This window comes from Variovorax sp. LjRoot290, assembly GCF_964253985.1.
Lineage (GTDB): Bacteria > Pseudomonadota > Gammaproteobacteria > Burkholderiales > Burkholderiaceae_C > Variovorax.
The window spans coordinates 5669894-5691050 of sequence record NZ_CAXURW020000001.1 but is presented as its reverse complement, the minus strand read 5'-3'; the positions used below and the strand labels follow the sequence as shown (position 1 = coordinate 5691050).

Genomic DNA, 21157 nt, shown 5'->3' with positions numbered 1-21157 from the left:
AGTGCCTTCATCAAGGAGTGCTACGCCATATGAAAACCCCCGATGTGTTCACGATTTCCCGGCGCGGCCTGCTGAAGGCCGGTGCGGCATCCGCCTCCGTCCCCGCGATGGCGGGGGCGGTCGCCGCCGCGCCCACGCGCGCAGCCAGCGGGCCGAGCCCTTCGACCGTGACGCTGAGCGTCAACGGCAAGATGCGCCGCCTGGTGCTGGACACCCGCACGACCTTGCTCGACGCGCTGCGTGAGCATATTCATCTGACCGGAACCAAGAAGGGTTGCGACCATGGCCAGTGCGGCGCCTGCACGGTGATGGTCGATGGCCGGCGGATCAATTCGTGCCTGACGCTCGCCGTGATGCACGAAGGTGCCAAGGTGACGACGATCGAAGGCCTCGGCACGCCCGCCAAGCTGCACCCGATGCAGGCGGCCTTCGTCAAGCACGACGGCTACCAGTGCGGCTACTGCACGCCGGGGCAGATCTGCTCGGCCGTGGGCATGCTGGGCGAGATCGCCCAGGGCATACCGAGCCATGTCAGCGCCGATCTCACGGCCAGCCCCCAACTCACGACCGTCGAGTTTCGCGAGCGCATGAGCGGCAACATCTGCCGCTGCGGCGCCTACAGCAATATCGTCGAAGCGATCTCCGAAGTCGCGGGGGTGAAGGCATGAGAGCCTTCAGCTACGAGCGCGCGAGCTCGCCTGCGCAGGCGGTGGCGGCGGCTGCGCGCGAACCCGGCGCGCGCTTCATCGCAGGCGGCACCAACCTGCTGGACCTGATGAAGCTGGAGATCGAGACGCCCGGCCATCTGATCGACGTCAACGGCCTCGGCTTCGACAAGATCGAGAGCACGTCCGACGGCGGCCTGCGCATCGGTGCGCTGGTGCGCAACACGGACCTTGCCGCGGACCTGCGCGTGCGGCGCGACTACGGCCTGCTGTCGCGCGCACTGCTCGCGGGCGCATCGGCACAGTTGCGAAACAAGGCGACCACCGCGGGCAACCTGCTGCAGAGAACGCGCTGCCCTTACTTCTACGACACGAACCAGGCCTGCAACAAGCGCCAGCCCGGCAGCGGCTGCTCGGCGATCGGCGGTGTCAGCCGGCAGCATGCGGTGGTGGGCGCGAGCGACGCATGCATCGCGACGCATCCCAGCGACATGGCGGTCGCCATGCGCGCGCTCGATGCGAGCGTCGAGACGATGCGCCCGAACGGGTCGCGCCGGACCATCCCGATCGCGGACTTCCACAAGCTTCCCGGTGCCACGCCGCATGTCGAGACGGCGCTCGCGCCCGGCGAACTGATCACCGCGGTCACGCTGCCCAAGCCGGTGGGCGGCCAGCAGATTTATCGCAAGGTGCGCGATCGGGCTTCCTATGCCTTCGCGCTGGTGTCGGTCGCCGCCATCGTGCAGCGCGACGGCACCGGCCGCGTGGCCCTGGGCGGCGTGGCGCACAAGCCGTGGCGCGTCGAGGCGGCCGAGGCGGAGATGCCACGCGGCGCCCGTGCCGTCGCGGCGCAGCTGTTGGCCGGCGCCAGTCCGACATCCCACAACGAATTCAAGCTCATGCTGGCCGAGCGAACGCTCGGCGCGGTGCTGGCACAAGCAAAGGCTTAAGCGATGAAGTTCGACACGCCCGCAACCACCAACCCGATCGACCAACTCAAGGTCGTCGGCAAGCCCGTCGACCGGATCGATGGCCGCCTGAAGACGACGGGCACCGCCCCCTATGCCTACGAACGGCACGACGTCGTTCCCAACCAGGCCTATGGCCATGTGGTCGGCTCGGCCATTGCCAAGGGTCGGATCGCCTCGATCGACCTGAGCCGCGCCAAGGCAGCGCCCGGCGTGCTCGCCATCGTCACCGCAGACAACGCCGGGAAGCTCGGCAAGGGCAGCTTCAACACCGCCAAGCTGCTCGGCGGTCCCGAGATCGAGCACTACCACCAGGCGATCGCGCTGGTGGTCGCGGAGAGCTTCGAGCAGGCCCGCGCGGCCGCCCAGCTGGTTCGCGTCGACTACGTCAAGGCACAAGGATCGTTCGAGCTCGCGGCCGTCAAGGACGCCGCGGCCAAGCCCCCGCGCATCACCGCCGGCGCGCCGGACACCGCCGTGGGCGACTTCGCGGGTGCATTCGCCGCCGCGCCGGTTCAGCTCGACGAGAGCTACACCACGCCCGACGAGGCCCACGCGATGATGGAGCCGCCTGCGTCGATCGCGGCCTGGAACGGGGACAAGCTCACCCTCTGGACCTCGAACCAGATGATCGACTGGGGCGCGACCGAGATGGCGAAGACGCTCGGCATCGACAAGGCGAACGTCCGCCTCATCTCGCCGTTCATCGGCGGCGGCTTCGGCGGCAAGCTGTTCCTGCGAGCCGACGCGCTGCTGGCTGCGCTCGGCGCGCGGGCCGCGAAGCGCCCGGTGAAGGTTGCGCTGACGCGGCCCTTGATGTTCAACAACACGACGCACCGGCCCGCGACGATCCAGCGCGTTCGCATCGGCGCCACGCGCGACGGCCGGATCACCGCCATCGGCCACGAGAGCTGGTCGGGCGATCTGCCGAGCGGCAAGCCCGACGGCGCGGTCCACCAGACCCGCCTGCTCTATGCCGGCGCCAACCGCATGACGGCCACGCGCCTCGCGGTGCTCGATCTGCCCGAAGGCAACGCGATGCGCGCGCCGGGCGAGGCCACGGGCATGATGGCGCTCGAGATCGCGATCGACGAAATGGCCGAGAAACTCGGACTCGACCCCGTCGAGTTCCGCATCCGCAACGACACCCAGGTCGATCCCGAGAATCCCGAGCGGCCCTTCTCGCAGCGCCGGCTGATCGAGTGCCTGCGCAGCGGCGCCGATCGCTTCGGATGGAGCAAGCGAGATCCGCAGCCGGGCAAGACGCGTGAAGGCCATTGGCTGATCGGCATGGGCGTCGCCGCGGCGTTTCGCGGCAACCAGGTCACGAAGTCGGCCGCGCGCGTGCGGCTCGACCGCCGCGGCGTCGTGACGGTGGAGACCGACATGACCGACATCGGCACGGGCAGCTACACGATCATCGCGCAGACCGCTGCAGAGATGATGGGCGTGCCGCTCGACAAGGTGGTCGTGCGCCTTGGCGACTCTTCCTTTCCGGTGTCTGCGGGCTCCGGCGGGCAATGGGGCGCCAACTGCTCCACTTCAGGGGTGTATGCGGCTTGCGTGAAGCTTCGCGAAGCGGTGGCGCAGGCGCTCGGCCTCGACGCGGCGGATGCGGTGTTCGCTGACGCACAGGTCCGCTCGGGCGGCCGCAGCGTGCCGCTGGCGCAGGCGGCCGGCGAGAAGGGCCTCGTGGCCGAGGACACGATCGAGTTCGGCGATCTCGACAAGAAGTACCGGCAGTCGACCTTCGGCGCGCACTTCGTCGAAGTCGCCGTGGACGCTGCAACGGGAGAGACGCGCGTGCGACGCATGCTCGCCGTCTGCGCCGCCGGCCGCATCCTGAACCCCAAGACCGCGCGCAGCCAGGTCATCGGCGCGATGACCATGGGCGTCGGCGCGGCACTGACGGAAGAGCTCGTGATCGACAAGCGCGTCGGCTTCTTCGTCAACCACGATCTGGCCGGCTATGAAGTGCCGGTTCACGCCGACATTCCCCATCAGGAGGCGATCTTCCTCGATGAGACCGATCCGATCTCGTCGCCGATGAAGGCCAAGGGCGTCGCCGAACTCGGCATCTGCGGGGTGGCCGCGGCCATTGCGAACGCGATCTACAACGCGACCGGCGTGCGGGTGCGCGACTACCCGGTCACGCTGGACAAGCTGCTCGCCAAGATGCCTTCGCTCGCGAGCTGACGACCTGCAAGAAACACCCTCATGAAATCCGTGGCAATGACCGCCATCTCCCTTTCCATGGCCGCATCCGTGCTGGCGCAGGACACCGGCCTGCAGATCGCGCGCAATGGCTCGCAAGCTTCAGCCAGGGGCCCGGCCGACTATTTCACCGGCACAGTCCGGGTCGACCCGCTGTTCCCCAAGCCCAGGGAACCCTCGCGTGCGACGGGCTCGTACGTGACCTTCGAGCCCGGCGCACGCACGGCCTGGCACGCGCACCCGATCGGACAGACGCTGATCGTCACGGCCGGCACGGGCCGTGCGCAGCGCTGGGGCGACCCGGTGCAGGAGATCCGGCCGGGCGACGTGGTCTGGATTCCGCCGGGCCAGAAGCACTGGCATGGCGCGTCGCCGACCACGGCCATGACGCACATCGCCATCACGGAGCAATTGGATGGCAAGGCCGTCGACTGGCTGGAGAAGGTCAGCGACACGCAGTACGGGAGCCGGCCATGAGCGATCACGAAAGAAGAAAAGCCATGAAGAAATCAGTTGCAGGTTCCCTGGCCGGCGTCGCCGTGGCGTTGGCGGGGGCGGTGTCCACGCCCGCCCAGGCACAAGCGACCCCGCCGGCTCCGGCCGCGCGCGGTGCCACCCCGGCCCAGCAGATGTTCGGCGACATCTCGCCCAAGTTCGCGGAGCTCACGGACAACGTGCTGTTCGGCGACGTGTGGGCGCGTCCGGGCCTTTCGCCGCGGGACCGCAGCCTGGTGACCGTCAGCGCGCTGATCGCGATGAACCGTCCCGACCAGCTTCGCCCTCACCTCGTCAGGGCGCGCGACAACGGCGTCACGCAGGAAGAGCTGATCGAATCCATCACGCACATGGCCTTCTATGCCGGCTGGCCGAGCGCGGTGACCGCCATTTCGGTGGCCAAGGAAGTGTTCCAGAAGAAGTGAAAGCCATCTCTCCAGTCCGCACCACCTCCGACAAGGGCATGGTGCTGACCATCATCCTCGCCAGCTACCTGGTGATCGCGCTGCCTGAGCCTTCTAGGCTGTCACGAAGGTGAGCCGCGCCTCGTGCGCCAGCTCATCGCGAACGATGTCTCGGGCATCGTCGTCTGCGAACTGGAAGAGTGCATCCGGGATCTCGTCTTCATCGAGCGCGAAGAGGATCTCGATGGCCTCCTGCTGGGCTTCCGAGAAGGTGCCGACCTGGGTCAAGCGGTTGAACTTCGCAGCGGTCTCCTGAGGCGCCAGCTGGCGCAACTCGAGCAGCTCGAGCACGAGCGTCATCTGCGATGGGGTGAGGGGCTTGGGCGCGACAGAAGGCTTCATGGTGTCTGATCCTTTTCGGTGGAGCTCGGGACTGTTCCTTTGCTGTGGAATCAGTCTCTTCGTCGATCCTTAAGCGTCGCTGAAAAGTCCGCCGGGCTGGCCTCTCCCGATGGCTGAAACCTGGCCTGCGCGTGAGGAAAGTCTCGCGCCATCGCGTTGATCGCGGTCGTCTGGTGCAGCCGGAGAGAAGCGCGTAGCATGCCGACCGGCTTTCCGATCTCGCGTTCTTTCCAGTTTCTTCCATCGTTGTTCATGAGGTGAGTCATGGCGCAAGAAGAGTTCGATCCGAAATTGAATGGTTCGGTATTACGTCGCAAGCTTCTTCGCGGCGTGGGCGCTGCGGTAGGCGCCGCGATGGTCGCCCCGCGCTGGGCACACGCGCAAGCTGCACCGGTTGCACCGCCGAGCACCATCACGCAGCCGCCACGCGACTTCAGCCGGCGAGGGGCTCCGACCACCTACTTCACCGACCCCGACGTGCTCACGATCGACCCGGCCTTCGATGGCCTGCGCCAGCCCAATGCTCCGATCCAGCGGCTGTGGACCGGCGCGTTGTGGGCCGAAGGACCGGCATGGAATTCGGTCGGCCGTTTTCTGGTCTGGAGCGACATTCCGAACAACCGCCAGCTGCGCTGGAGCGAGGACGACGGACACGTCAGCGTGTTCCGCACGCCTTCCAACAACAGCAACGGCAACACCTTCGACTACCAGGGAAGGCAGCTGTCCTGCGAGCACCTCACGCGGCGCGTCGTGCGCTACGAGCTCGACGGTTCGGTGACCGTTCTCGCCTCGACCTTCAACGGCAAGCGACTTAACTCGCCCAACGATGTTGTCCCTCACCCCGATGGCAGCTACTGGTTCACCGATCCGCCGTATGGCGCCCAGCTCTACGAGGGCACGGTCGATGCCCCGGGCGGACCCGCGAACAAATCCGGGCGGCTGAACCCGAAGCTCGGCCAGCCGCCGGAGATCGGCGCGTACAAGCGCGAATTGCCGACCGCGGTCTACCGCCTGGACAAGAGCGGAACGCTCACTCAGGTGGCCGGTGAAGACCTGGTGCCTGACCCGAACGGTCTCTGCTTCTCGCCCGATTTCAAGAAGCTCTACGTCGTCAGCACCGGGCAGGGACCGGGCGACACCATCGCCGGCGGCAAGGGCGACATGTATGTGTTCGATGTCGGGACGGACAACAAGCTCGGCAACGGCAAGCTGTTCAGCAGCTTCATGGTCGACGGCGTGAAGTGCGGGCCCGACGGTGTCCGCACCGACGTGGACGGCAACCTCTGGTGTTCCAGCAATGCAGGCCGCAGCGTGGGCTACAGCGGCGTCACCGTCTGGACGCCGCAAGGCCGGCTCATCGGGCGCATCCGGCTGCCCGAGGTCTGCGGCAATGTCTGCTTCGGCGGCCCCAAGCGCAACCGCCTGTTCATGGCGGCCAGCCAGTCGCTGTATGCCGTCTACACGGCCACGCAGGGTTCAGCGCCGGGCTAGAGGGACAAGGCGCCAACGCGCGAGCCGCTTCATCCATGCAGCAGCGACGTCAAGGCGGAGCGCCTGTCGCACGCCCAGTCCGCCAGCCCGCTCCACATGTCGTGACCGTCCGCTCAGAACGAGACGAGCAATGTCGCGACACCCCATGCGACCAAGAGGGCCCCTGCGCCGCGGCCTATCCAGTCGCCGCCCGGGCTGAGCTTTTCGACCAGCACGAACAGGGCGATGCCCGCGATCCAGGCGAGGTTCATGACGCCACCAATGAAGAGCAACAACATCAGCAACCAGCAGCAACCCACACAGACCGCGCCGTGACGCAAGCCCATCCTGAACGCGCCGCCCGCGCCAGGGCGCCAATGCGTCATGATGAAGTCCAGAGGCGAGCGGCAATACCGAAGGCAGGCGTGCTTCAACGGCGTCCATTGGTAAAGACCGGCGCCGATCAGCACTGCGCCCGAGAGCGCAATGCTGGTTGTCTGCATCATCGGCGACAGCATGGCGACTTTCTCCAGCCCAAACTGAAGGGCTGCCGCTGCCAAGCTGAACGCCGCCCAAACAGCGATGTACCCGATGGCGAAGATGCCTGAAGCAGTCGCGCATTCGCCTCGTTCGCTGCGGCGCTGTGCGATGGTGGCATAGAGCAGGATCATCGGCGCGGCGCTCGGCAACATCATTGCCGCCATCATCACAGCCCACATGACGAGGACGATGACCGCATGGCCGAATGTCCATGGCCCTGAACTCATGGGCATCAGCATTTCGCCCATCTCTTGCATCATCCCGGCGCCGGTCAGCAAATAAGTCCATGACAAGACGACAACGAACAACAGGCAGGAAATGACGAGGAGGCGGTCACGCCGCAGCGCCCCCTGGATCAGTGAGCCGCCATTCACCTGGGCGCCTCCAACGGTCTCTTCACCTCTGCGCAGGCGGAGCCCTCGCTACGCTGCCACACCTTCCGGTGTCTGCACGACGTAGGCAAGTGTGCTGTGTCCACCCTGCGTCTCGAACTTGATGGCCCCGGTGCTGCGGATGTTGGAAGAAGCCACCTCGCCCTCGAGGTTCTCGAACCCCTCCGGACACACGATTTGGACTCGGTGGGGGGCACCGGTCACCGGGTTCTTGATAGGTTCCACCTCGGTTTCGAGCACGCCGGGGATGACGAGGCGTGCGGTCCGGGCGGATTTGTCAAACTGGAACGTGATGGGAGCGAAGATGGGGTCATGCATCTTGGTCACGATGAGGCTGCAGATCTGAAAAAGCGTCCCTTCGGCCGAGTTCTTTCCCGACATGATGTTGAACAGCGCCTCGCGCTGCTCCGCGGTGGCGCGTTCTTCAATGATGGGTTGCAGTTGTCCATTCCCTTCATGCAGCGGGCCGGGGAATGAGACGACCGCGAAGAAGCACAGTCCATCCAGCGTCGTGCTGTCGAAATGCCCCTTCGTGATGCGCATACCTATGAAGCCCTTGCAGTAGCCCTGTGTCGGCTTCGCGTTGAAATCGCAGGGGCAGCCGTATGCGCAGGTGCAGTTCTTGAGCCATTCGCCTTCGAGGCGCCAATTCGCTTGTGCCATGATCTTGTCTCCTGTCAAAGGTTGCGACGATCGCGGCGGGCGTCCCCGTACCGTCCTGCCCCTTTCCCGCTCTCAGCCCGCGTGAAAGCGAGACCTCCAGCTCCACGCTGGCAGCAGATCGGCGCGCCGCGCACGTTGCGTACGGCCAGTTGACTATCTGCCGATTGCAGGCGGAGCGCAACACCTGTTCGAGGCATCAATAGCTATCTCGCCAGTTCCCCGGGGACCGCTTCGACGTAGAAAATGTGCCGCTCAGGCGTCGGGTCGAAAGCGGGGTTGGCAGGCCGCTTTGGGGCGCCAGCACTGACCGGCTGCTCGTGGCCGACTGCCGCATTTGAGGCGTGCTACGACTCGACTGGGCAAGGGGCAAGCTTTGCGTTGTACAACGCTCTGTCGCACGGCTGAGGGCCCTTTATGGCAGAGCACCTTCCGCTCAGCAATGTGTTCACACCCGCGGACGTGTCGGCGTTGCAGAGTCCCTCGCACCGGCTGGTATCGTTGCAGGCTTTCCCACCGTCCTTGGTTGGCCGCAAGCATTGCAAGCTTCCCACCCTGTACATCGTTTCCAGGGTGCCGCCGTCGGACAGGCAACCATCGCGGTCGGCTACAACCTGAGTGGGCGTATCTTTGCAAGGTACAGCACCGAGCTGCGCGGCTGGAGGGTCGTGACGAACTTCCGATCCTGGCCCGAAAACGGGCGCAATCAGCAGTGGATCGTTGCTCGCAACCACTCGAATCTCGACGATCGCTCCTTCGCGCCTGAGACCGGCGACTTCGGCTGGCCGCGCTCCAGCGCTTCGGTCCTCTCTGACCTCTTTGATTCCTGGCCGCGCTCTCATGAGGACGCGGCCGGAACAAGGGACTTGCGATAGAAAATCCGCTCGTACCCACCCTCGGTTCTGCGGTCGTACTCGACGTAGCCGATCTTCGGGTAGAGGATCTGGTTCTCGGTCATTCTGGCGTTGGTGCGCAGGTAGACAGCCTCGAAACCGCGGCGCAGCGCCTCGCTCTCGGCAAAGCGCAAGAGCGCCCGTCCGACTCCCGTGCCCTGACACGCCGGGGCCACGGCCACGGTGTCGACATAGAAGCCATCCTCCGTCTCGTACTGCACGAGCACCCCCGCCACTTGGCCGCTGCGCACCGCGACCCACACCTTGTCTGCACCAATGAGCGCAGGATAGTCGGCCAGCATGGGCGCCGGCGCCTTGCCCATGCGCTCGATGTACAGCTCGAAAGCGGCATTGACGCACGCCGCGGCCACGACAGCATCATCAAGGCCGGCGGCGCGAACAAGGATCTCCGCTGCCGGAACCGGCGCTCCGACAGCGCCCCGCAACAACGCCATCGAATAGCTGTCGAAGTACTCGCCGTCGACCCGGAAAGCGCGGCGCAGGAGCCCTTCGACTTCGAAGCCGAGCCGTTCGTACAGGGCCTTGGCGTTCGTGTTGTCGACGCGCACCGTGAGTTCGATGCGTGTCATGCCCTTCGCCCATGCCGCCGCGATGGTTGCCTGCATCAGCTTCGCGCCGATGCCCAGATGCCGCGCGGATGGAATCAGGCCGATGCCGAGAATGCCCACATGCGACCGGGCCTGGCCATGGCTCGGCAGCACATCGCACCAGCCGGCCACCTGTCCGTCGAGCAAGGCGACCATCTGGCAGCCGTCGTTGGCGATGATGGAGCGGTAGAAGTCGAAGGCCTGCTCCACAGGAGGCGCCTGCGTGAATGCAAGAAATCGCTTCTCGCGCGCCACCGTGTCGAGCGCAGCACGCAGCCCCGCGAAATGCGCTTCGGAAACGGGTTCGATCGACAGGTTCATGTCTCAGCCTAGCAGCGCCAGAGATCGCGCTCACCTCACGATACATGGCCTGCGCCTGAAAGCCATCGGCTGACACACGGGCGTCGTCAAAGCGTCAAGAGGCCGTCACAGCCGGTGATCAGACTCCGGTTGTCTAGACGACTTCGGGACCGACGATGGAAACCGCCCTGCGCATCCACCAGCTCAACAAGCATTTCGCCAACGGCCGGCACGCCCTGCGCGACATCAACATCAGCGTGCAGCGCGGCGAGATGGTGGCGCTCATCGGCGCCTCGGGTTCCGGCAAGTCCACGCTGCTGCGCCATGTGGCCGGCCTGGTGGCGGCCGACGGCGGCAGCGACTCGCTGATCGAGATCGACGGCCGCTGCGTGCAGCAGCGCGGGCGCATCCACCGCGACATCCGCAAGGTGCGCGCGCAGGTCGGCTTCGTGTTCCAGCAGTTCAACCTGGTGGCGCGGCTGCCGGTGCTGGTCAACGTGCTCGTGGGCTCGCTGCATCGCATGCCGTGGTGGCGCAGCTGGACGCGCGCCTTCACCGCCAGGGAGCGCGCGCTCGCGCTCGATGCGCTCACGCGCGTGGGCATCGCCGATTGCCATGCGCAGCGGGCCTCCACGCTTTCCGGCGGCCAGCAGCAGCGCGCCGCGATCGCACGCACGCTGGTGCAGGGCGCCAAGGTGGTGCTGGCCGACGAGCCCATCGCCTCGCTGGACCCCGAATCCTCGCGCAAGGTGATGGAGATCCTCGCGCGCATCAACCGCGAAGACCGCTCCACCGTGATCGTCTCGCTGCACCAGGTCGAGATCGCGATGAAGTACTGCCCGCGCGTGATCGCGCTGAAGCAGGGCGAGGTGGTCTACGACGGCCCCTCGTCGGCGCTCAGCGCGTCGCTGCTGCGCGAGCTCTACGGCGTGGAGGCCGACGAACTCCTGTCCGCCGCCCCTTCCGACAACCCCAACGTTCACGTGCTGCCGCAACCCGCGCTGGTGCCGTGGGCGGCGGCGGCCTGATTTCCTTCTTCCTTCCAACGTGGAACCCACCATGATCAAGAAACTGTGTGCGGCCCTGGCCATTGGCCTCGGCATGACGACCGGCGCCTTCGCGCAGGACATCAACTTCGGCATCATCTCCACCGAGGCGACGCAGAACCTCAAGCAGGACTGGCAGCCGCTGATCGACGACATGAGCCGCCAGACCGGGCTCAAGGTCACGGCCTTCTTCGCGCCGGACTACGCCGGCATCATCGAAGGCATGCGCTTCAACAAGGTGCAGCTCGGCTGGTTCGGCAACAAGTCGGCCATGGAAGCGGTCGACCGCGCCGGCGGCGAAGTCTTCGCGCAGATGGTCAACGCCGACGGCACCCAGGGCTACTACTCGCACCTGATCGTGCACAAGGACAGCCCGCTCAGCACGCTCGACGACGTGCTGAAGAACGGCAAATCCCTGAGCTTCGGCAACGGCGACCCGAACTCCACCTCGGGCTTCCTGGTGCCGAGCTACTACGCCTTCGCGCAGCACAAGGTGGACGCCAAGTCGCTGTTCAAGCTCACGCGCAGCGCCAATCACGAAACCAACGCGCTGGCCGTGGCCAACAAGCAGGTCGACGTGGCCACCAACAACAGCGAGAACCTGGACAAGGTGAAGGAGCGCTCGCCCGAGAAGTTCAAGGAGATCAAGATCGTCTGGACCTCGCCGCTGATCCCGCTCGACCCACTGGTGATGCGCAAGGACCTGCCCGAAGCGACCAAGACCAAGATCAAGAACTTCTTCTACAACTACGCCAAGACCGATGCGCGCGAGAAGGAGATCATCATGAAGATCTCCAAGCTCTCGGGCTTCAAGGAATCGAGCGACAAGCAGCTGATCCCGATCCGCCAGCTCGACCTGTTCGGCCAGCGCACCAAGATCGAGGCCGACGCCGCGTTGAGCGATTCGGACAAGAAGACCCGCCTGGCCGAGATCGACAAGAAGCTCGCTGCGCTGAACTGATTTCTTCTCCGACTCTTTCATGCAACCGACGGTCCTGACACCCCGCCCGCCCTTGCAGACCGTGGCCGTGCCGAAGCGCAGCTTCGCCTGGCAAATCGCGTGGGCGCTGCTGCTGATCCTGCTCGCGGCCTCATGGAAGGGCGCCGACATGCGGCCCTTCGAGCTCCTGCGCGACTCGGGCAACATGGCCACCTACGCGGCCGAGTTCTTCCCGCCCGACTTCACGCAGTGGCGCATGTACGTGGACGAGATGGTCATCACGCTGCAGATCGCGCTGTGGGGCACGGCGCTGGCGGTGCTCACTGCCGTGCCGATGGCGCTCCTGGCCTCGGCCAACATCGTGCCGTGGTGGGTCTACCAGCCGATGCGGCGCCTGATGGACGGCTGCCGCGCCATCAACGAGATGGTGTTCGCCATGCTCTTCGTGGTGGCCGTGGGCCTGGGGCCCTTCGCCGGCGTGCTCGCGCTCTGGGTTCACACCACCGGCGTGCTGGCCAAGCTCTTTGCCGAAGCGGTGGAGGCCATCGATCCGCAGCCGGTGGAAGGCATCCGCTCGACCGGCGCGAGCGCGCTGCACGAGATCGTCTACGGCGTCATCCCGCAGGTGATCCCGCTGTGGATCTCCTACGCGCTCTACCGCTTCGAATCCAACGTGCGCTCGGCCTCGGTGGTCGGCATGGTGGGCGCCGGCGGCATCGGCGTCGTGCTGTGGGAAATCATCCGCGGCTTCAAGTACGCCGAGACCTGCGCGGTGATGCTGATCATCGTCGTCAGCGTCAGCGCGATCGACCTGGTGTCGGCGCGCATTCGAAAGATGCTGGTTTAGCACTGCCATGGCTTTGACCGTCGAAGAGATCACCCGCCTGCTGGGCACCAAAGGGCAACGCCAGTACGGGCGCGAGGCCGTGAGCCAGCTCGAGCACGCGCTGCAGTGCGCGCAGCTCGCCGAAGAAGCAGAGGAAACATCCGAGACCGTGGTCGCAGCCCTGCTGCACGACTTCGGCCACCTGCTCGCAGCGGAACGCGCGGACGAGGTGGCTCGTGCGCAGCAGCAGCGCGACGACCTGCACCAGTACATCGCGCTGCCCTTCCTGCGCGGCCTGTTCGCGCCGGCCGTGCTGGAGCCGATCCGCCTGCACGTGGATGCCAAGCGCTGTCTGTGCGCCATCGACTCCGGCTATTGGGACACGCTGTCGCCGGCATCGAAGCGCAGCCTCGAACTGCAGGGCGGCGTCTATACGCCTGAAGAAGCGCAACGCTTCATGACGCAACCCTTCGCGGCCGAGGCCGTGCGCCTGCGGCGCTACGACGACTCGGCCAAGGTGCCGGGCCAGGCCACGCCGCCGCTCGCCCACTACATGCGCATCGCCCAGGCGCTGGCATCTCAGGCACAGCCTGCGCGCGAGAAGCTCACGGCCTTGTAGACGGCTCGCCGATCGAGCGAGCCGGACGCGCTTTCGGGTGTCAGATATGAGAATAATTCTCATTCTGTCGCCTACAATCGACCGGTCTCAATCTCTCTTTCCTGATGTCGTCGCCGGGATCGTCGCCCGTCGGCTTGCGTTCCCATGCACAAGTTTTTCGTCTCGATGCCGCTCGCGCTGGCGGCGCAGCTGGCCTGCGCGCAGGCCGCCCCCTCTCCCTCGAATACCGGCGACGAACTCCGCGCCGTGACCGTGCAGTCCGACCGCACCAGCGGCTTCGTCGCCAACACCGTCGAAGCCGGCACCTTCCGCGGCGCCAGCATCATGGACGTGCCGGCCACGGTCAACACGGTGACGCGCGAAGTCATCGAGCTGCAGGGCGCGGCCAGCATCTACGACGTGCTGCGCAACACGGCCGGCGTCACGCGCCAGCAGAACGGCGGCGACACCTTCGACCAGCTCGTGATCCGCGGAATCGCGGTGGAGAACCGCACCAACTACCGGCTCAACGGCTCGCTCGCGATTCCCAACGTGTCCGAGATCCCGATGGAGAACAAGGAGCGTGTCGAAGTGCTGAAGGGCGCGTCGGCGCTCTACTACGGCTTCACCTCGCCGGCCGGCGTCGTCAACTTCGTGACCAAGCGCGCCGGCGGCACGCCGGTCGCGACGCTCGGCATGACTTTCGACAACCACGGCACGGCGCAGGGCTTCGCCGACGTGGGCCGGCAGTTCGGCGACCAGAACCAGTACGGCCTGCGCATCAACGCGGCCGGCGGACAGCTGGGCTCGCCGATCGAGGGCGTCGACGGCAACCGCAAGTTCCTGTCGGCGGCATTCGACTGGCGCGTCAACAACCGCCTGACGCTGAAGGCCGATCTCGAGCACTACCGCAAGAGCATCACCGAGCAGGCCGGCATCACGCGCCTGGCCGCCGTCAACGGCGCGATCGCGCTGCCGGCCCTGCCCGACCCGCACAAGCTGATCGGTCCGCCCTGGGCCACCTTCGAAGCCGAAGTCACGAACACCCAGCTGCGCGCCGACTACTCGCTCAGCGACAACTGGGCCCTGATGGTGGAAGCCGGGCATTCCGAGGCCGAGCGCGACCGGCGGCTCGCGATGTTCGGCAACTACAACGTGCGCACCGGCGCCGGCCGCATCACCGGCAACGTGCAGCACCTGGAGCAAAGCTCCGACCTGCTGCGCAGCGAGCTGTTCGGCACCTTCGCGACCGGCGGCGTGCAGCACGAGCTCACGCTGGGCGTCGCGCGCAGCGACAAGACCCAGGACCCGATCTTCCAGCGCAACTACGGCGGCGCCACCACCGCGCAGAACCTGTACTTCCCGCGCGCCATCGGCTTCCTGCCGCTGACCGCACTGCCGACACAGCCGACCACCGGCGCGCAGGACAGCACGGAGCTGGGCCTGTACGCGCTCGACCGCATCACTTTCTCGCCGGAATGGCAACTGGTGGCGGGCGTGCGGCACACGCGCTTCGAGAGCACGCAGTTCGCCAGTTCGACGCTGCCGCAGATCGACTACGACGTGAAGAAGACCACGCCGCTGGCCGCGCTGAGCTACAAGTTCACGCCCGATCTCGTGACCTACGTTTCGTATGCGGAAGGCGTCGAGGAAGGCGAGGTCGCACCCGCCGGCACCGCCAACCAGAACAACCGCATGCCGCCGGGCGTGAGCAAGCAGAAGGAGCTCGGCCTGCGCTGGCTGACCGGCACGGGCACGCTGCTGTCGGCGGCGCTGTTCGACATCGAGCGGCCCGGCGCCTACACCAACAGCGCCAACACCTTCGTCGCCGACGGCCGCCAGAACTACCGAGGCATCGAGCTCTCGGCGCAGGGACGCCTGACGCGCCAGCTGGCCTGGCAGCTGTCGGCGCAAGCCCTCGACGCCGAGTTCCGCGACATCAACGCCCAGTACAACGGCAAGATGCCCGAGAACACGGCCAAGCACACGGCCAGCGCCTTCCTCTCCTACGACATCGCGGCGGTGCCGGGGCTCTCGGTCAACGGCGGCGCCTACTACACGGGCCGGCGCCCGATCGACGACCTGAACCAGGGCTTCATCGGCGGCTACACGATCTTCGCCTTCGGCACGCGCTACGTCACGCAGCTCTTCGGCAAGCGAACGCTGTGGCAGCTCAACGTCGACAACGTCGGCGACAAGCGCTACTGGGCAGCCGCCGGCACACGGCTGGCGGTGGGCGCGCCGCGCAGCGTCAAGGCGACGCTCAAGATCGATCTCTGAAGAAGACGGCGGCTTCTGCGATGGCTCTTCTTCGGCGCATCTGGGTCCAGATCCACTGGTTCATCGGCATCACGGCCGGGACGGTGCTGGCCGTCATCGGCTTGAGCGGCGCCGTGCTTTCGTTCCGCGCCGAGATCGTCGACCTGCTCAATCCGGCGCTGCACCGCGTGCCGGCGCAAGCCGCAGCGATGCCGCTGGTCCCGGCGGCGCTGCTCGACCAACTCCAGGCCGCAGAGCCCGGCCACCGCGTCCTGACGCTGACGCTTTACGCCGAGCCGGGCCGGCCGGCGCGCGTGAACTTCGCACCCCCGCCCGGCGAACGCCGCGGCGAAACGCGCCTGGTCGATCCTTTCAGCGCGGCCTTGCTGCCCGAGCCGCGCGGCGATGCCTTCTTCGAGTTCGTCGAAAGCCTGCATCGCTGGCTCTTGATGCCGCGCGACACCGGCAAGCCGGTCACTGGCACGCTGGCCGCGGCGCTGCTGGTGCTCGCGCTGTCGGGCCTGTACCTGCGCTGGCCGCGTCGGCCGCTCGCGTGGCGCAGCTGGCTGCGGATCGACTTCGCGCAAAGCGGCCGTGTTTTCCTGTGGAACCTGCATGCCGTGGCCGGGACGATCGCGCTCCTGGCCTATCTGGTGTCCGGCCTCACGGGCATCTACTGGGCCTTCGATGGGGTGCGCTCGCTGGTCGACGACGCGGCAGGCGTTGGGCGCGCCGCGCGGACGCAGCGGATGCAGGGCGGCGCCGCCAATGCCGCCGCCCCCGTCCGGCTTGACCTGCAGCGCGTGTGGCTGTCCTTCCAGCAAACGACCGGCGGTGACTGGAGCCAGGTCACGCTGCGCCTGCCGGCGCGCAATGCCACGCAGGTCGAGGCGACCTACCTGCGCGCCGCGCCCGAGCACGAGCGCGCGCGCAACCGACTCTACCTGCATGCCGCCACCGGCGAGGCAGGCCAGCACGAGCGCTATGCCGACACGCCGCTGGCCGGACGTCTCGTAAACAGCATCTATCCGCTGCACATGGGCACCTACTGGGGCCTGCCGGGTCGCATCCTGATGATGCTCGCCAGCCTGGGCCTGGTGCTGTTCGCGATCACCGGCTGGATGCTGTACCTCGGCCGCCGCCGCACAAGCCAAGCGGTGCGCGCCGAGCGCGCGCGGCTCAGCCGCGGCCGAAGCGGCGCCGCGCAGGGCGCGGAGCAGGTGCTGATCGCCTTCGCCACGCAGACGGGCCATGCCGAGCGCGTCGCCCTGCAGACCGCGGCCGCGCTGCAGTCGGCGGGCGTCGGCACCGTGGTCAAGACCCTGGCCGAGCTGAGCGTCGATGCGCTGCTGCACTTCCGCAAGGTGCTGTGGGTCGTCAGCACCTTCGGCGACGGCGATCCGCCCGACAGCGCACGCGTCTTCGCGCGCAAGTTCGCGCAGCAGGCGGGCTCGCAGCTGCGGCACGTGCACTACGGCGTGCTGGCACTCGGCGACTGGCACTACGCCACCTTCTGCGGCTTCGGCCGGAAGCTCGATCACGACCTGCGCAGCCAGGGGGCGCAGGCGCTGTTTCCGATGGTCGAGGTCGACAACGGCAATCCCGAAGCCATCGGGCGCTGGCAGCGGTCGATCGCCGAGGCCTTCGATGTGCGGGGTGCTGCGTGGCCCTCGCATCCGGCCTCTTCTGCCGAGCGTCCCTTCGAAGCCTGGCGGCTCGTGCGCCGCAGCCTGCAGAACGATGGCAGCCAGGGCGATCCGCTGTTCGAGATCGAGCTGCATCGTGCCGGCGCGCCAGCGTGGGCGCCGGGCGCGCTGGTCGAGGTGCTGCCGCCTCATCCGAACGGCACTGCCGATGCCCGTCCTCCTCTTGCGCCGCTGGCACCGCGCAGCTATTCGGTGGCCTCGATCGCTGCCGACGGCTGCGTGCAACTGCTGGTGCGGCAGGTGCGCCACGACAACGGCCTGGGCGTCGCATCCGGCTGGCTGACCGCCGGCGCGCCGCTCGATGCCGGCATCGAGATGCGGCTGGTCGCCAACCCCGGCTTCGCGCTCGTAGACGAGAACCTGCCCTGCATCTTCATCGGCAACGGCTCCGGCTTCGCGGGCCTGCGTTCGCACCTGCGCGAGCGGGTGCGGCGCGGCCACGGGCGCAACTGGCTGGTGTACGGCGAACGCCAGTCCGCGCACGACGCCTTCTGCGCCGCGGAGGTCGCGCAGTGGCAGGCGCTCGGCATGCTGGCGCGCGCCGACCTCGTCTACTCGCGCGACCAGCCCGAGCGCAGGTACGTGCAGGACCGCCTGCGCGAAGCGGCGGACGAACTGCGGCGCTGGATCGCCGATGGCGCGCTCGTCTACGTGTGCGGCAGCCTCGAAGGCATGGCGCCCGGCGTGGACGCGGCTCTCGGGGAAGTGCTGGGAACGGCCGGGTTCGACGAGCTGATCGCGCAAGGCCGCTATCGGCGCGACGTGTATTGAGCCCCTTCAGGCCGGATCCATGCCATGGCGGCGCTTTGATTCGGCGCTGTCCGCCGAGATCATGAAATCGAGCAGCGCGCGCACGGCGGCGGGCTGCGCGGAGCCGATGCCCGGAGCGGCCGAAAAGATCGTGATGATCTGAATCTCCGGTGGCAAGGGGCCGATCAATCGGATCCTTTCGATGCCGATCAGCTCGCTCATTTGCTGGAATCCCAGGGCGGCCTCGCCGCGCGCGATCAGCGAACCGACCGGCACGCCAGGCGGCGCCTGCACCAGTCGGCTCCGGATCTCGCCGGCAATGCCCCAGCGCTCGAACAATGCCATCAATGCGACGCCGCTCGGGCCGGTGGAATAAGCGATGCTCGCGGCGCCCTGCACAGCGCTGCGCAGCGCATCTTCCGTGGAGATGTCGGGTCGCTCGGCGCTCGCGTGCACCGCCACGCCGACGCCCGAGCGGGCCAAGTCGAGCTTGCCGGCCGCGTCGACCTTGCCTGCGGCGACCAGCTTGTCGATGGCGTCGGAGGCAAGCGCCACCACGTCGAAGGGCTCGCCGGCGGACACGCGCCGTACGGCTTCGACACCGCCGACCGGCAGGAAGGAGACCGGCACCCCGGTGAGCCGTGAATACATCGCCGCCAGCTCGTCCAGCAGAGCTCGCGTTGCCATCGAGCAGATGCCTCGGATCGAAGTCGTCATGGTGATGGGTGCCAACGAGCCGGCAGGCGAGAGAACATGTCAATCCGGCTTGATGCCGGCCTCGCGAATGAGCTTCCCGTAGCGAACGGCGTCGCTCTTGAGCAGCTTGTCGAAACGCTCGGTCGCACCGGGCAAGGGAACACCGCCGGCCGCGGCGAGCTGGTCGCGTACTTCCGGCGACTCGAGCGCCTTCTGCACGGCTTCATGCAATTTCGTCAGCACCGGCTTGGGAAGGCCTGCCGGTGCCACGAAGCCGTACCAGACGCTGGCTTCGAAGCCTGGATAGCCCGACTCGGCGACCGTCGGCACGCCGGGCAGCACCGCTGCGCGCTCGGGACTCATCAGTGCCAGCACGCGCAGCTTGCCGGCCTTCGCCAGCGGCGAGGCTTCGAGCGCATTGACCGCGACCACGTCCACATGCCCGCCGATCACATCGGTGATAGCCGGTGCGCCGCCTTTGTAAGGCACGTGGCGCAGCGATACGCCGGCGGTGTGCTGGAACAGCTCCATGGCCAGGTGCGGCGTGGAACCGTTGCCCGGCGTGGCGACGCTGAGGGTACCGGGCTTGGCCTTGGCAGCGCTCACCAGCTGCTGCAGGGTCCTCCACTCCGAGTCCTCGCGCACCGCAGCCACCACCGGCACCCGCGCGACCAAGGACACCGGCGTCACGTCGCGCTCCAGGTCGTAGGGCGCCGGCTGGAACAGCGTGGGGTTCACGGCCAGTGCGTTGGCTGCCAGCATCAGGGTGTAGCCATCGGGCGGGCTGGCGATGAGCGCCTTGACCGCGATGTTGGTGCCGGCGCCCGGCTTGTTCTCAACGATGATGGGCTGGCCGAGGATGGTGGCCATGCGCTGGCCGACCGAGCGCGCGATCAGGTCGACCGCGCCGCCGGCGCTGTAACCGACGATGATCTTGATGGGCTTGGTCGGGTAGGCATCGGCGGCGCCGGCACTGAATGGCGCGCCGATCGCCAGCAGGCCGGCCAGGGCGAGCAGGTGGCGGCGGGAAAGCATCTTCATGACTTGTTCCAGGTTTGGGGCGCCGCGTCCTTGCCGGCCACCGAATACAGTGCGCCAGGCGCGTTGCGGGTTTGCTGGAACGCTTCCAGCGATTGGCCGCGCATGGCGGCGTAGATGTGAAGGTTGGAAACGCCGAGCACGGCGCCGAGCTTCTCGAGCATGAAGAAGATGACGCCGTAGTGGATCAATCCGCGCCAGTCGCGCTGGCGTACGAGTTCGCGCTCTTGCAGGGTCAGCTCGGCCGCTTCGAACGCGCCCTCTTCGTCAGCCAGGAAGCGGGCGCGACGCTCGGGGCGCGTCATGCCGTGCAGGAACTTGTTGAGACGCAAGGCGCGCACGCTGGTCTCCAGCGTGAACGGATAGGTGCCCTCCAGCGCTTCCACGCCGGCCAATTGCTCATCGATGCGGCGACGATGCCGCTTCGCCTCGCCGGCGACCGGCGGGCTCGCCAGGTTCTCGTAGATCGCGGTGGCGATGCCGGTCATCGAAGGCAGGTAGTAGCTCTGGTGCGTCTTGCGGACGTTGGACGAAAGGGCGCCCCGCATGACCAGCCACATGATGACTTCCGCGCCTTCAAGGCCGCCCAGGGTCGCCAGCTCGGCCTGGGTCATCTCGGTGAGCCGGACCGGGTCGTTCTCGATCAGGTCGAGGAACTGCGCATCCCAGGCTGTGTTGTTGAAGCCGGCGCGCTCACCGTGCACCTGATGCGAAAGGCCGCCCGTTGCAACGATGGCCACCTTCAGGTCTTCCGGATAGCTTTCGATCGCGCGCCGCAATGCCTGCCCCAGGCGCCAGCAGCGCCGCGCCGATGGCACGGGCGACTGCAGCACGCCGACCTGCAGCGGCACGACCGGTGTCGGCCATGCCGGCTCGTGGGGGCACAGCAGCGACAGCGGCGAGAACACGCCATGGTCCAGCGGCCGGTCCTGGAAGAAGGACATGTCGAACTCGTCGGCCACCAGCGAGCGCCCGATATGCCGCGCCAGCGCCGCGTGGCCGGCCAGAGCAGGCAGATCGCGCGCGCCGCCACCCTCGTCCGCCACCTCGTGCCGCTCGCCGACGCCGAGTGCGAAGGCCGAATAGTGGTCGAAGAAGAAGGAGCTGACGTGGTCGTTGTAGATGACGAACAGCACGTCGGGTTGGCGCTCTTCCAGCCAGCGTTGCACGGGCTCGAAGGCCTCGAAGATGGGCGCCCAGACCGGGTCCTGCTGCTTGCTCTTGTCGAGAGCGAAGCCGATGGTGGGCGTATGCGAGCAGGCGACGGCGCCGATGATGCGAGCCATG

General features: G+C 67.2%; 20 protein-coding genes. 12 read left to right on the top strand and 8 right to left on the bottom strand.

What is annotated here, in order from left to right; translation table 11 throughout:
• Positions 1-29 precede the first annotated feature (29 nt).
• The 5 genes from paoA to ACSQ9A_RS28065 are packed head-to-tail and all read left to right on the top strand — an operon-like array spanning position 30 to position 4767.
• On the top strand, positions 30-668 hold the full coding sequence (gene paoA, locus ACSQ9A_RS28085) for an aldehyde dehydrogenase iron-sulfur subunit PaoA (RefSeq protein WP_436306105.1): 639 nt from the start codon (positions 30-32) through the stop codon (positions 666-668).
• The gene (locus ACSQ9A_RS28080; protein ID WP_436306104.1) at positions 665-1615 is read left to right on the top strand and encodes an FAD binding domain-containing protein; all 951 of its coding nucleotides are present in this window, start codon (positions 665-667) and stop codon (positions 1613-1615) included. Before paoA ends, ACSQ9A_RS28080 begins: the two co-directional genes overlap by 4 nt.
• Positions 1616-1618: 3 nt before the next feature.
• Positions 1619-3829: an aldehyde oxidoreductase molybdenum-binding subunit PaoC gene (paoC, locus tag ACSQ9A_RS28075; RefSeq protein WP_093107277.1), complete on the top strand. Its 2211-nt coding sequence runs from the start codon at positions 1619-1621 to the stop codon at positions 3827-3829.
• 21 nt (positions 3830-3850) lie between these two features.
• A complete protein-coding gene (locus tag ACSQ9A_RS28070) occupies positions 3851-4324 on the top strand; it encodes a (R)-mandelonitrile lyase (RefSeq protein WP_436306103.1) in 474 nt (157 codons plus the stop codon).
• 23 nt (positions 4325-4347) lie between these two features.
• Positions 4348-4767 (top strand): carboxymuconolactone decarboxylase family protein, encoded by a 420-nt coding sequence (locus ACSQ9A_RS28065; RefSeq protein WP_436306102.1) that lies wholly within the window; start codon positions 4348-4350, stop codon positions 4765-4767.
• A 93-nt stretch (positions 4768-4860) separates the two neighbouring features.
• On the opposite strand, the gene ACSQ9A_RS28060 is transcribed toward ACSQ9A_RS28065, so the two are convergent.
• Both ACSQ9A_RS28060 and ACSQ9A_RS28055 read right to left on the bottom strand, forming a co-directional pair.
• Entirely contained in the window at positions 4861-5148 is a 288-nt protein-coding gene (locus ACSQ9A_RS28060) for a hypothetical protein (RefSeq protein WP_093107283.1), read from the bottom strand.
• A gap of 50 nt (positions 5149-5198) precedes the next feature.
• On the bottom strand, positions 5199-5402 hold the full coding sequence (locus ACSQ9A_RS28055; RefSeq protein WP_436306101.1) for a hypothetical protein: 204 nt from the start codon (positions 5400-5402) through the stop codon (positions 5199-5201).
• Between the two features lie 10 nt (positions 5403-5412).
• On the opposite strand from ACSQ9A_RS28055, the gene ACSQ9A_RS28050 reads away from it, so the two are divergent.
• Positions 5413-6639, top strand: coding sequence for an SMP-30/gluconolactonase/LRE family protein (locus ACSQ9A_RS28050; protein WP_436306100.1), 1227 nt, complete (start codon positions 5413-5415; stop codon positions 6637-6639).
• 113 nt (positions 6640-6752) lie between these two features.
• Here the strand turns inward: ACSQ9A_RS28050 and ACSQ9A_RS28045 are convergent, their stop codons facing one another.
• The 3 genes from ACSQ9A_RS28045 to ACSQ9A_RS28035 all read right to left on the bottom strand — a co-directional run bounded on the left by ACSQ9A_RS28045 (position 6753) and on the right by ACSQ9A_RS28035 (position 10032).
• Positions 6753-7532, bottom strand: a complete 780-nt coding sequence (locus ACSQ9A_RS28045; RefSeq protein WP_214698817.1) for a DUF2182 domain-containing protein — start codon at positions 7530-7532, stop codon at positions 6753-6755.
• Between the two features lie 48 nt (positions 7533-7580).
• Positions 7581-8213, bottom strand: a complete 633-nt coding sequence (locus ACSQ9A_RS28040; RefSeq protein WP_436306099.1) for a DUF1326 domain-containing protein — start codon at positions 8211-8213, stop codon at positions 7581-7583.
• A gap of 835 nt (positions 8214-9048) precedes the next feature.
• Entirely contained in the window at positions 9049-10032 is a 984-nt protein-coding gene (locus ACSQ9A_RS28035; protein WP_436306098.1) for a GNAT family N-acetyltransferase, read from the bottom strand.
• Positions 10033-10187: 155 nt separating this feature from the next.
• Here ACSQ9A_RS28035 and phnC point away from each other — a divergent pair, with 155 nt between their 5' ends.
• From phnC to ACSQ9A_RS28005, 6 genes are all read left to right on the top strand, one after another.
• Positions 10188-11039, top strand: coding sequence for a phosphonate ABC transporter ATP-binding protein (gene phnC, locus ACSQ9A_RS28030; protein ID WP_436306097.1), 852 nt, complete (start codon positions 10188-10190; stop codon positions 11037-11039).
• Positions 11040-11070: 31 nt separating this feature from the next.
• On the top strand, positions 11071-12018 hold the full coding sequence (gene phnD, locus ACSQ9A_RS28025; RefSeq protein ID WP_436306096.1) for a phosphonate ABC transporter substrate-binding protein: 948 nt from the start codon (positions 11071-11073) through the stop codon (positions 12016-12018).
• 19 nt (positions 12019-12037) lie between these two features.
• Entirely contained in the window at positions 12038-12844 is an 807-nt protein-coding gene (gene phnE / locus ACSQ9A_RS28020; protein ID WP_436294214.1) for a phosphonate ABC transporter, permease protein PhnE, read from the top strand.
• Between the two features lie 7 nt (positions 12845-12851).
• On the top strand, positions 12852-13442 hold the full coding sequence (locus ACSQ9A_RS28015; RefSeq protein ID WP_436306095.1) for a phosphonate degradation HD-domain oxygenase: 591 nt from the start codon (positions 12852-12854) through the stop codon (positions 13440-13442).
• A gap of 144 nt (positions 13443-13586) precedes the next feature.
• Complete coding sequence (locus ACSQ9A_RS28010) at positions 13587-15701, top strand: TonB-dependent siderophore receptor (protein ID WP_436306094.1); 2115 nt, start codon at positions 13587-13589, stop codon at positions 15699-15701.
• A 20-nt stretch (positions 15702-15721) separates the two neighbouring features.
• The gene (locus ACSQ9A_RS28005; protein WP_436306093.1) at positions 15722-18157 is read left to right on the top strand and encodes a PepSY domain-containing protein; all 2436 of its coding nucleotides are present in this window, start codon (positions 15722-15724) and stop codon (positions 18155-18157) included.
• A 6-nt stretch (positions 18158-18163) separates the two neighbouring features.
• On the opposite strand, the gene ACSQ9A_RS28000 is transcribed toward ACSQ9A_RS28005, so the two are convergent.
• The 3 genes from ACSQ9A_RS28000 to ACSQ9A_RS27990 form a co-directional block, all read right to left on the bottom strand.
• Positions 18164-18823: a substrate-binding domain-containing protein gene (locus ACSQ9A_RS28000; RefSeq protein ID WP_436306092.1), complete on the bottom strand. Its 660-nt coding sequence runs from the start codon at positions 18821-18823 to the stop codon at positions 18164-18166.
• 69 nt (positions 18824-18892) lie between these two features.
• Complete coding sequence (locus tag ACSQ9A_RS27995; RefSeq protein WP_436306091.1) at positions 18893-19873, bottom strand: Bug family tripartite tricarboxylate transporter substrate binding protein; 981 nt, start codon at positions 19871-19873, stop codon at positions 18893-18895.
• Positions 19870-21156 carry a gallate dioxygenase gene (locus ACSQ9A_RS27990; RefSeq protein WP_436306090.1) on the bottom strand — a complete coding sequence of 429 codons (1287 nt, stop codon included), beginning with the start codon at positions 21154-21156 and terminating at the stop codon, positions 19870-19872. Before ACSQ9A_RS27990 ends, ACSQ9A_RS27995 begins: the two co-directional genes overlap by 4 nt.
• Position 21157: the final 1 nt, after the last annotated feature.

Bases quoted from the DNA above. Each gene is read 5' to 3' on its own strand.
- ACSQ9A_RS28015 (WP_436306095.1), top strand. From the start codon at position 12,852: ATGGCTTTGACCGTCGAAGAGATCACCCGCCTGCTGGGCACCAAAGGG.
- ACSQ9A_RS28060 (WP_093107283.1), bottom strand. From the start codon at position 5,148: ATGAAGCCTTCTGTCGCGCCCAAGCCCCTCACCCCATCGCAGATGACG.
- ACSQ9A_RS27990 (WP_436306090.1), bottom strand. From the start codon at position 21,156: ATGGCTCGCATCATCGGCGCCGTCGCCTGCTCGCATACGCCCACCATC.
- paoA (WP_436306105.1), top strand. From the start codon at position 30: ATGAAAACCCCCGATGTGTTCACGATTTCCCGGCGCGGCCTGCTGAAG.
- ACSQ9A_RS28080 (WP_436306104.1), top strand. From the start codon at position 665: ATGAGAGCCTTCAGCTACGAGCGCGCGAGCTCGCCTGCGCAGGCGGTG.
- ACSQ9A_RS28040 (WP_436306099.1), bottom strand. From the start codon at position 8,213: ATGGCACAAGCGAATTGGCGCCTCGAAGGCGAATGGCTCAAGAACTGC.
- ACSQ9A_RS28050 (WP_436306100.1), top strand. From the start codon at position 5,413: ATGGCGCAAGAAGAGTTCGATCCGAAATTGAATGGTTCGGTATTACGT.
- paoC (WP_093107277.1), top strand. From the start codon at position 1,619: ATGAAGTTCGACACGCCCGCAACCACCAACCCGATCGACCAACTCAAG.
- ACSQ9A_RS28010 (WP_436306094.1), top strand. From the start codon at position 13,587: ATGCACAAGTTTTTCGTCTCGATGCCGCTCGCGCTGGCGGCGCAGCTG.
- ACSQ9A_RS28065 (WP_436306102.1), top strand. From the start codon at position 4,348: ATGAAGAAATCAGTTGCAGGTTCCCTGGCCGGCGTCGCCGTGGCGTTG.
- ACSQ9A_RS28070 (WP_436306103.1), top strand. From the start codon at position 3,851: ATGAAATCCGTGGCAATGACCGCCATCTCCCTTTCCATGGCCGCATCC.
- ACSQ9A_RS28035 (WP_436306098.1), bottom strand. From the start codon at position 10,032: ATGAACCTGTCGATCGAACCCGTTTCCGAAGCGCATTTCGCGGGGCTG.
- phnE (WP_436294214.1), top strand. From the start codon at position 12,038: ATGCAACCGACGGTCCTGACACCCCGCCCGCCCTTGCAGACCGTGGCC.
- ACSQ9A_RS27995 (WP_436306091.1), bottom strand. From the start codon at position 19,873: ATGAAGATGCTTTCCCGCCGCCACCTGCTCGCCCTGGCCGGCCTGCTG.
- phnC (WP_436306097.1), top strand. From the start codon at position 10,188: ATGGAAACCGCCCTGCGCATCCACCAGCTCAACAAGCATTTCGCCAAC.
- ACSQ9A_RS28000 (WP_436306092.1), bottom strand. From the start codon at position 18,823: ATGGCAACGCGAGCTCTGCTGGACGAGCTGGCGGCGATGTATTCACGG.
- ACSQ9A_RS28005 (WP_436306093.1), top strand. From the start codon at position 15,722: ATGGCTCTTCTTCGGCGCATCTGGGTCCAGATCCACTGGTTCATCGGC.
- phnD (WP_436306096.1), top strand. From the start codon at position 11,071: ATGATCAAGAAACTGTGTGCGGCCCTGGCCATTGGCCTCGGCATGACG.
- ACSQ9A_RS28055 (WP_436306101.1), bottom strand. From the start codon at position 5,402: ATGAACAACGATGGAAGAAACTGGAAAGAACGCGAGATCGGAAAGCCG.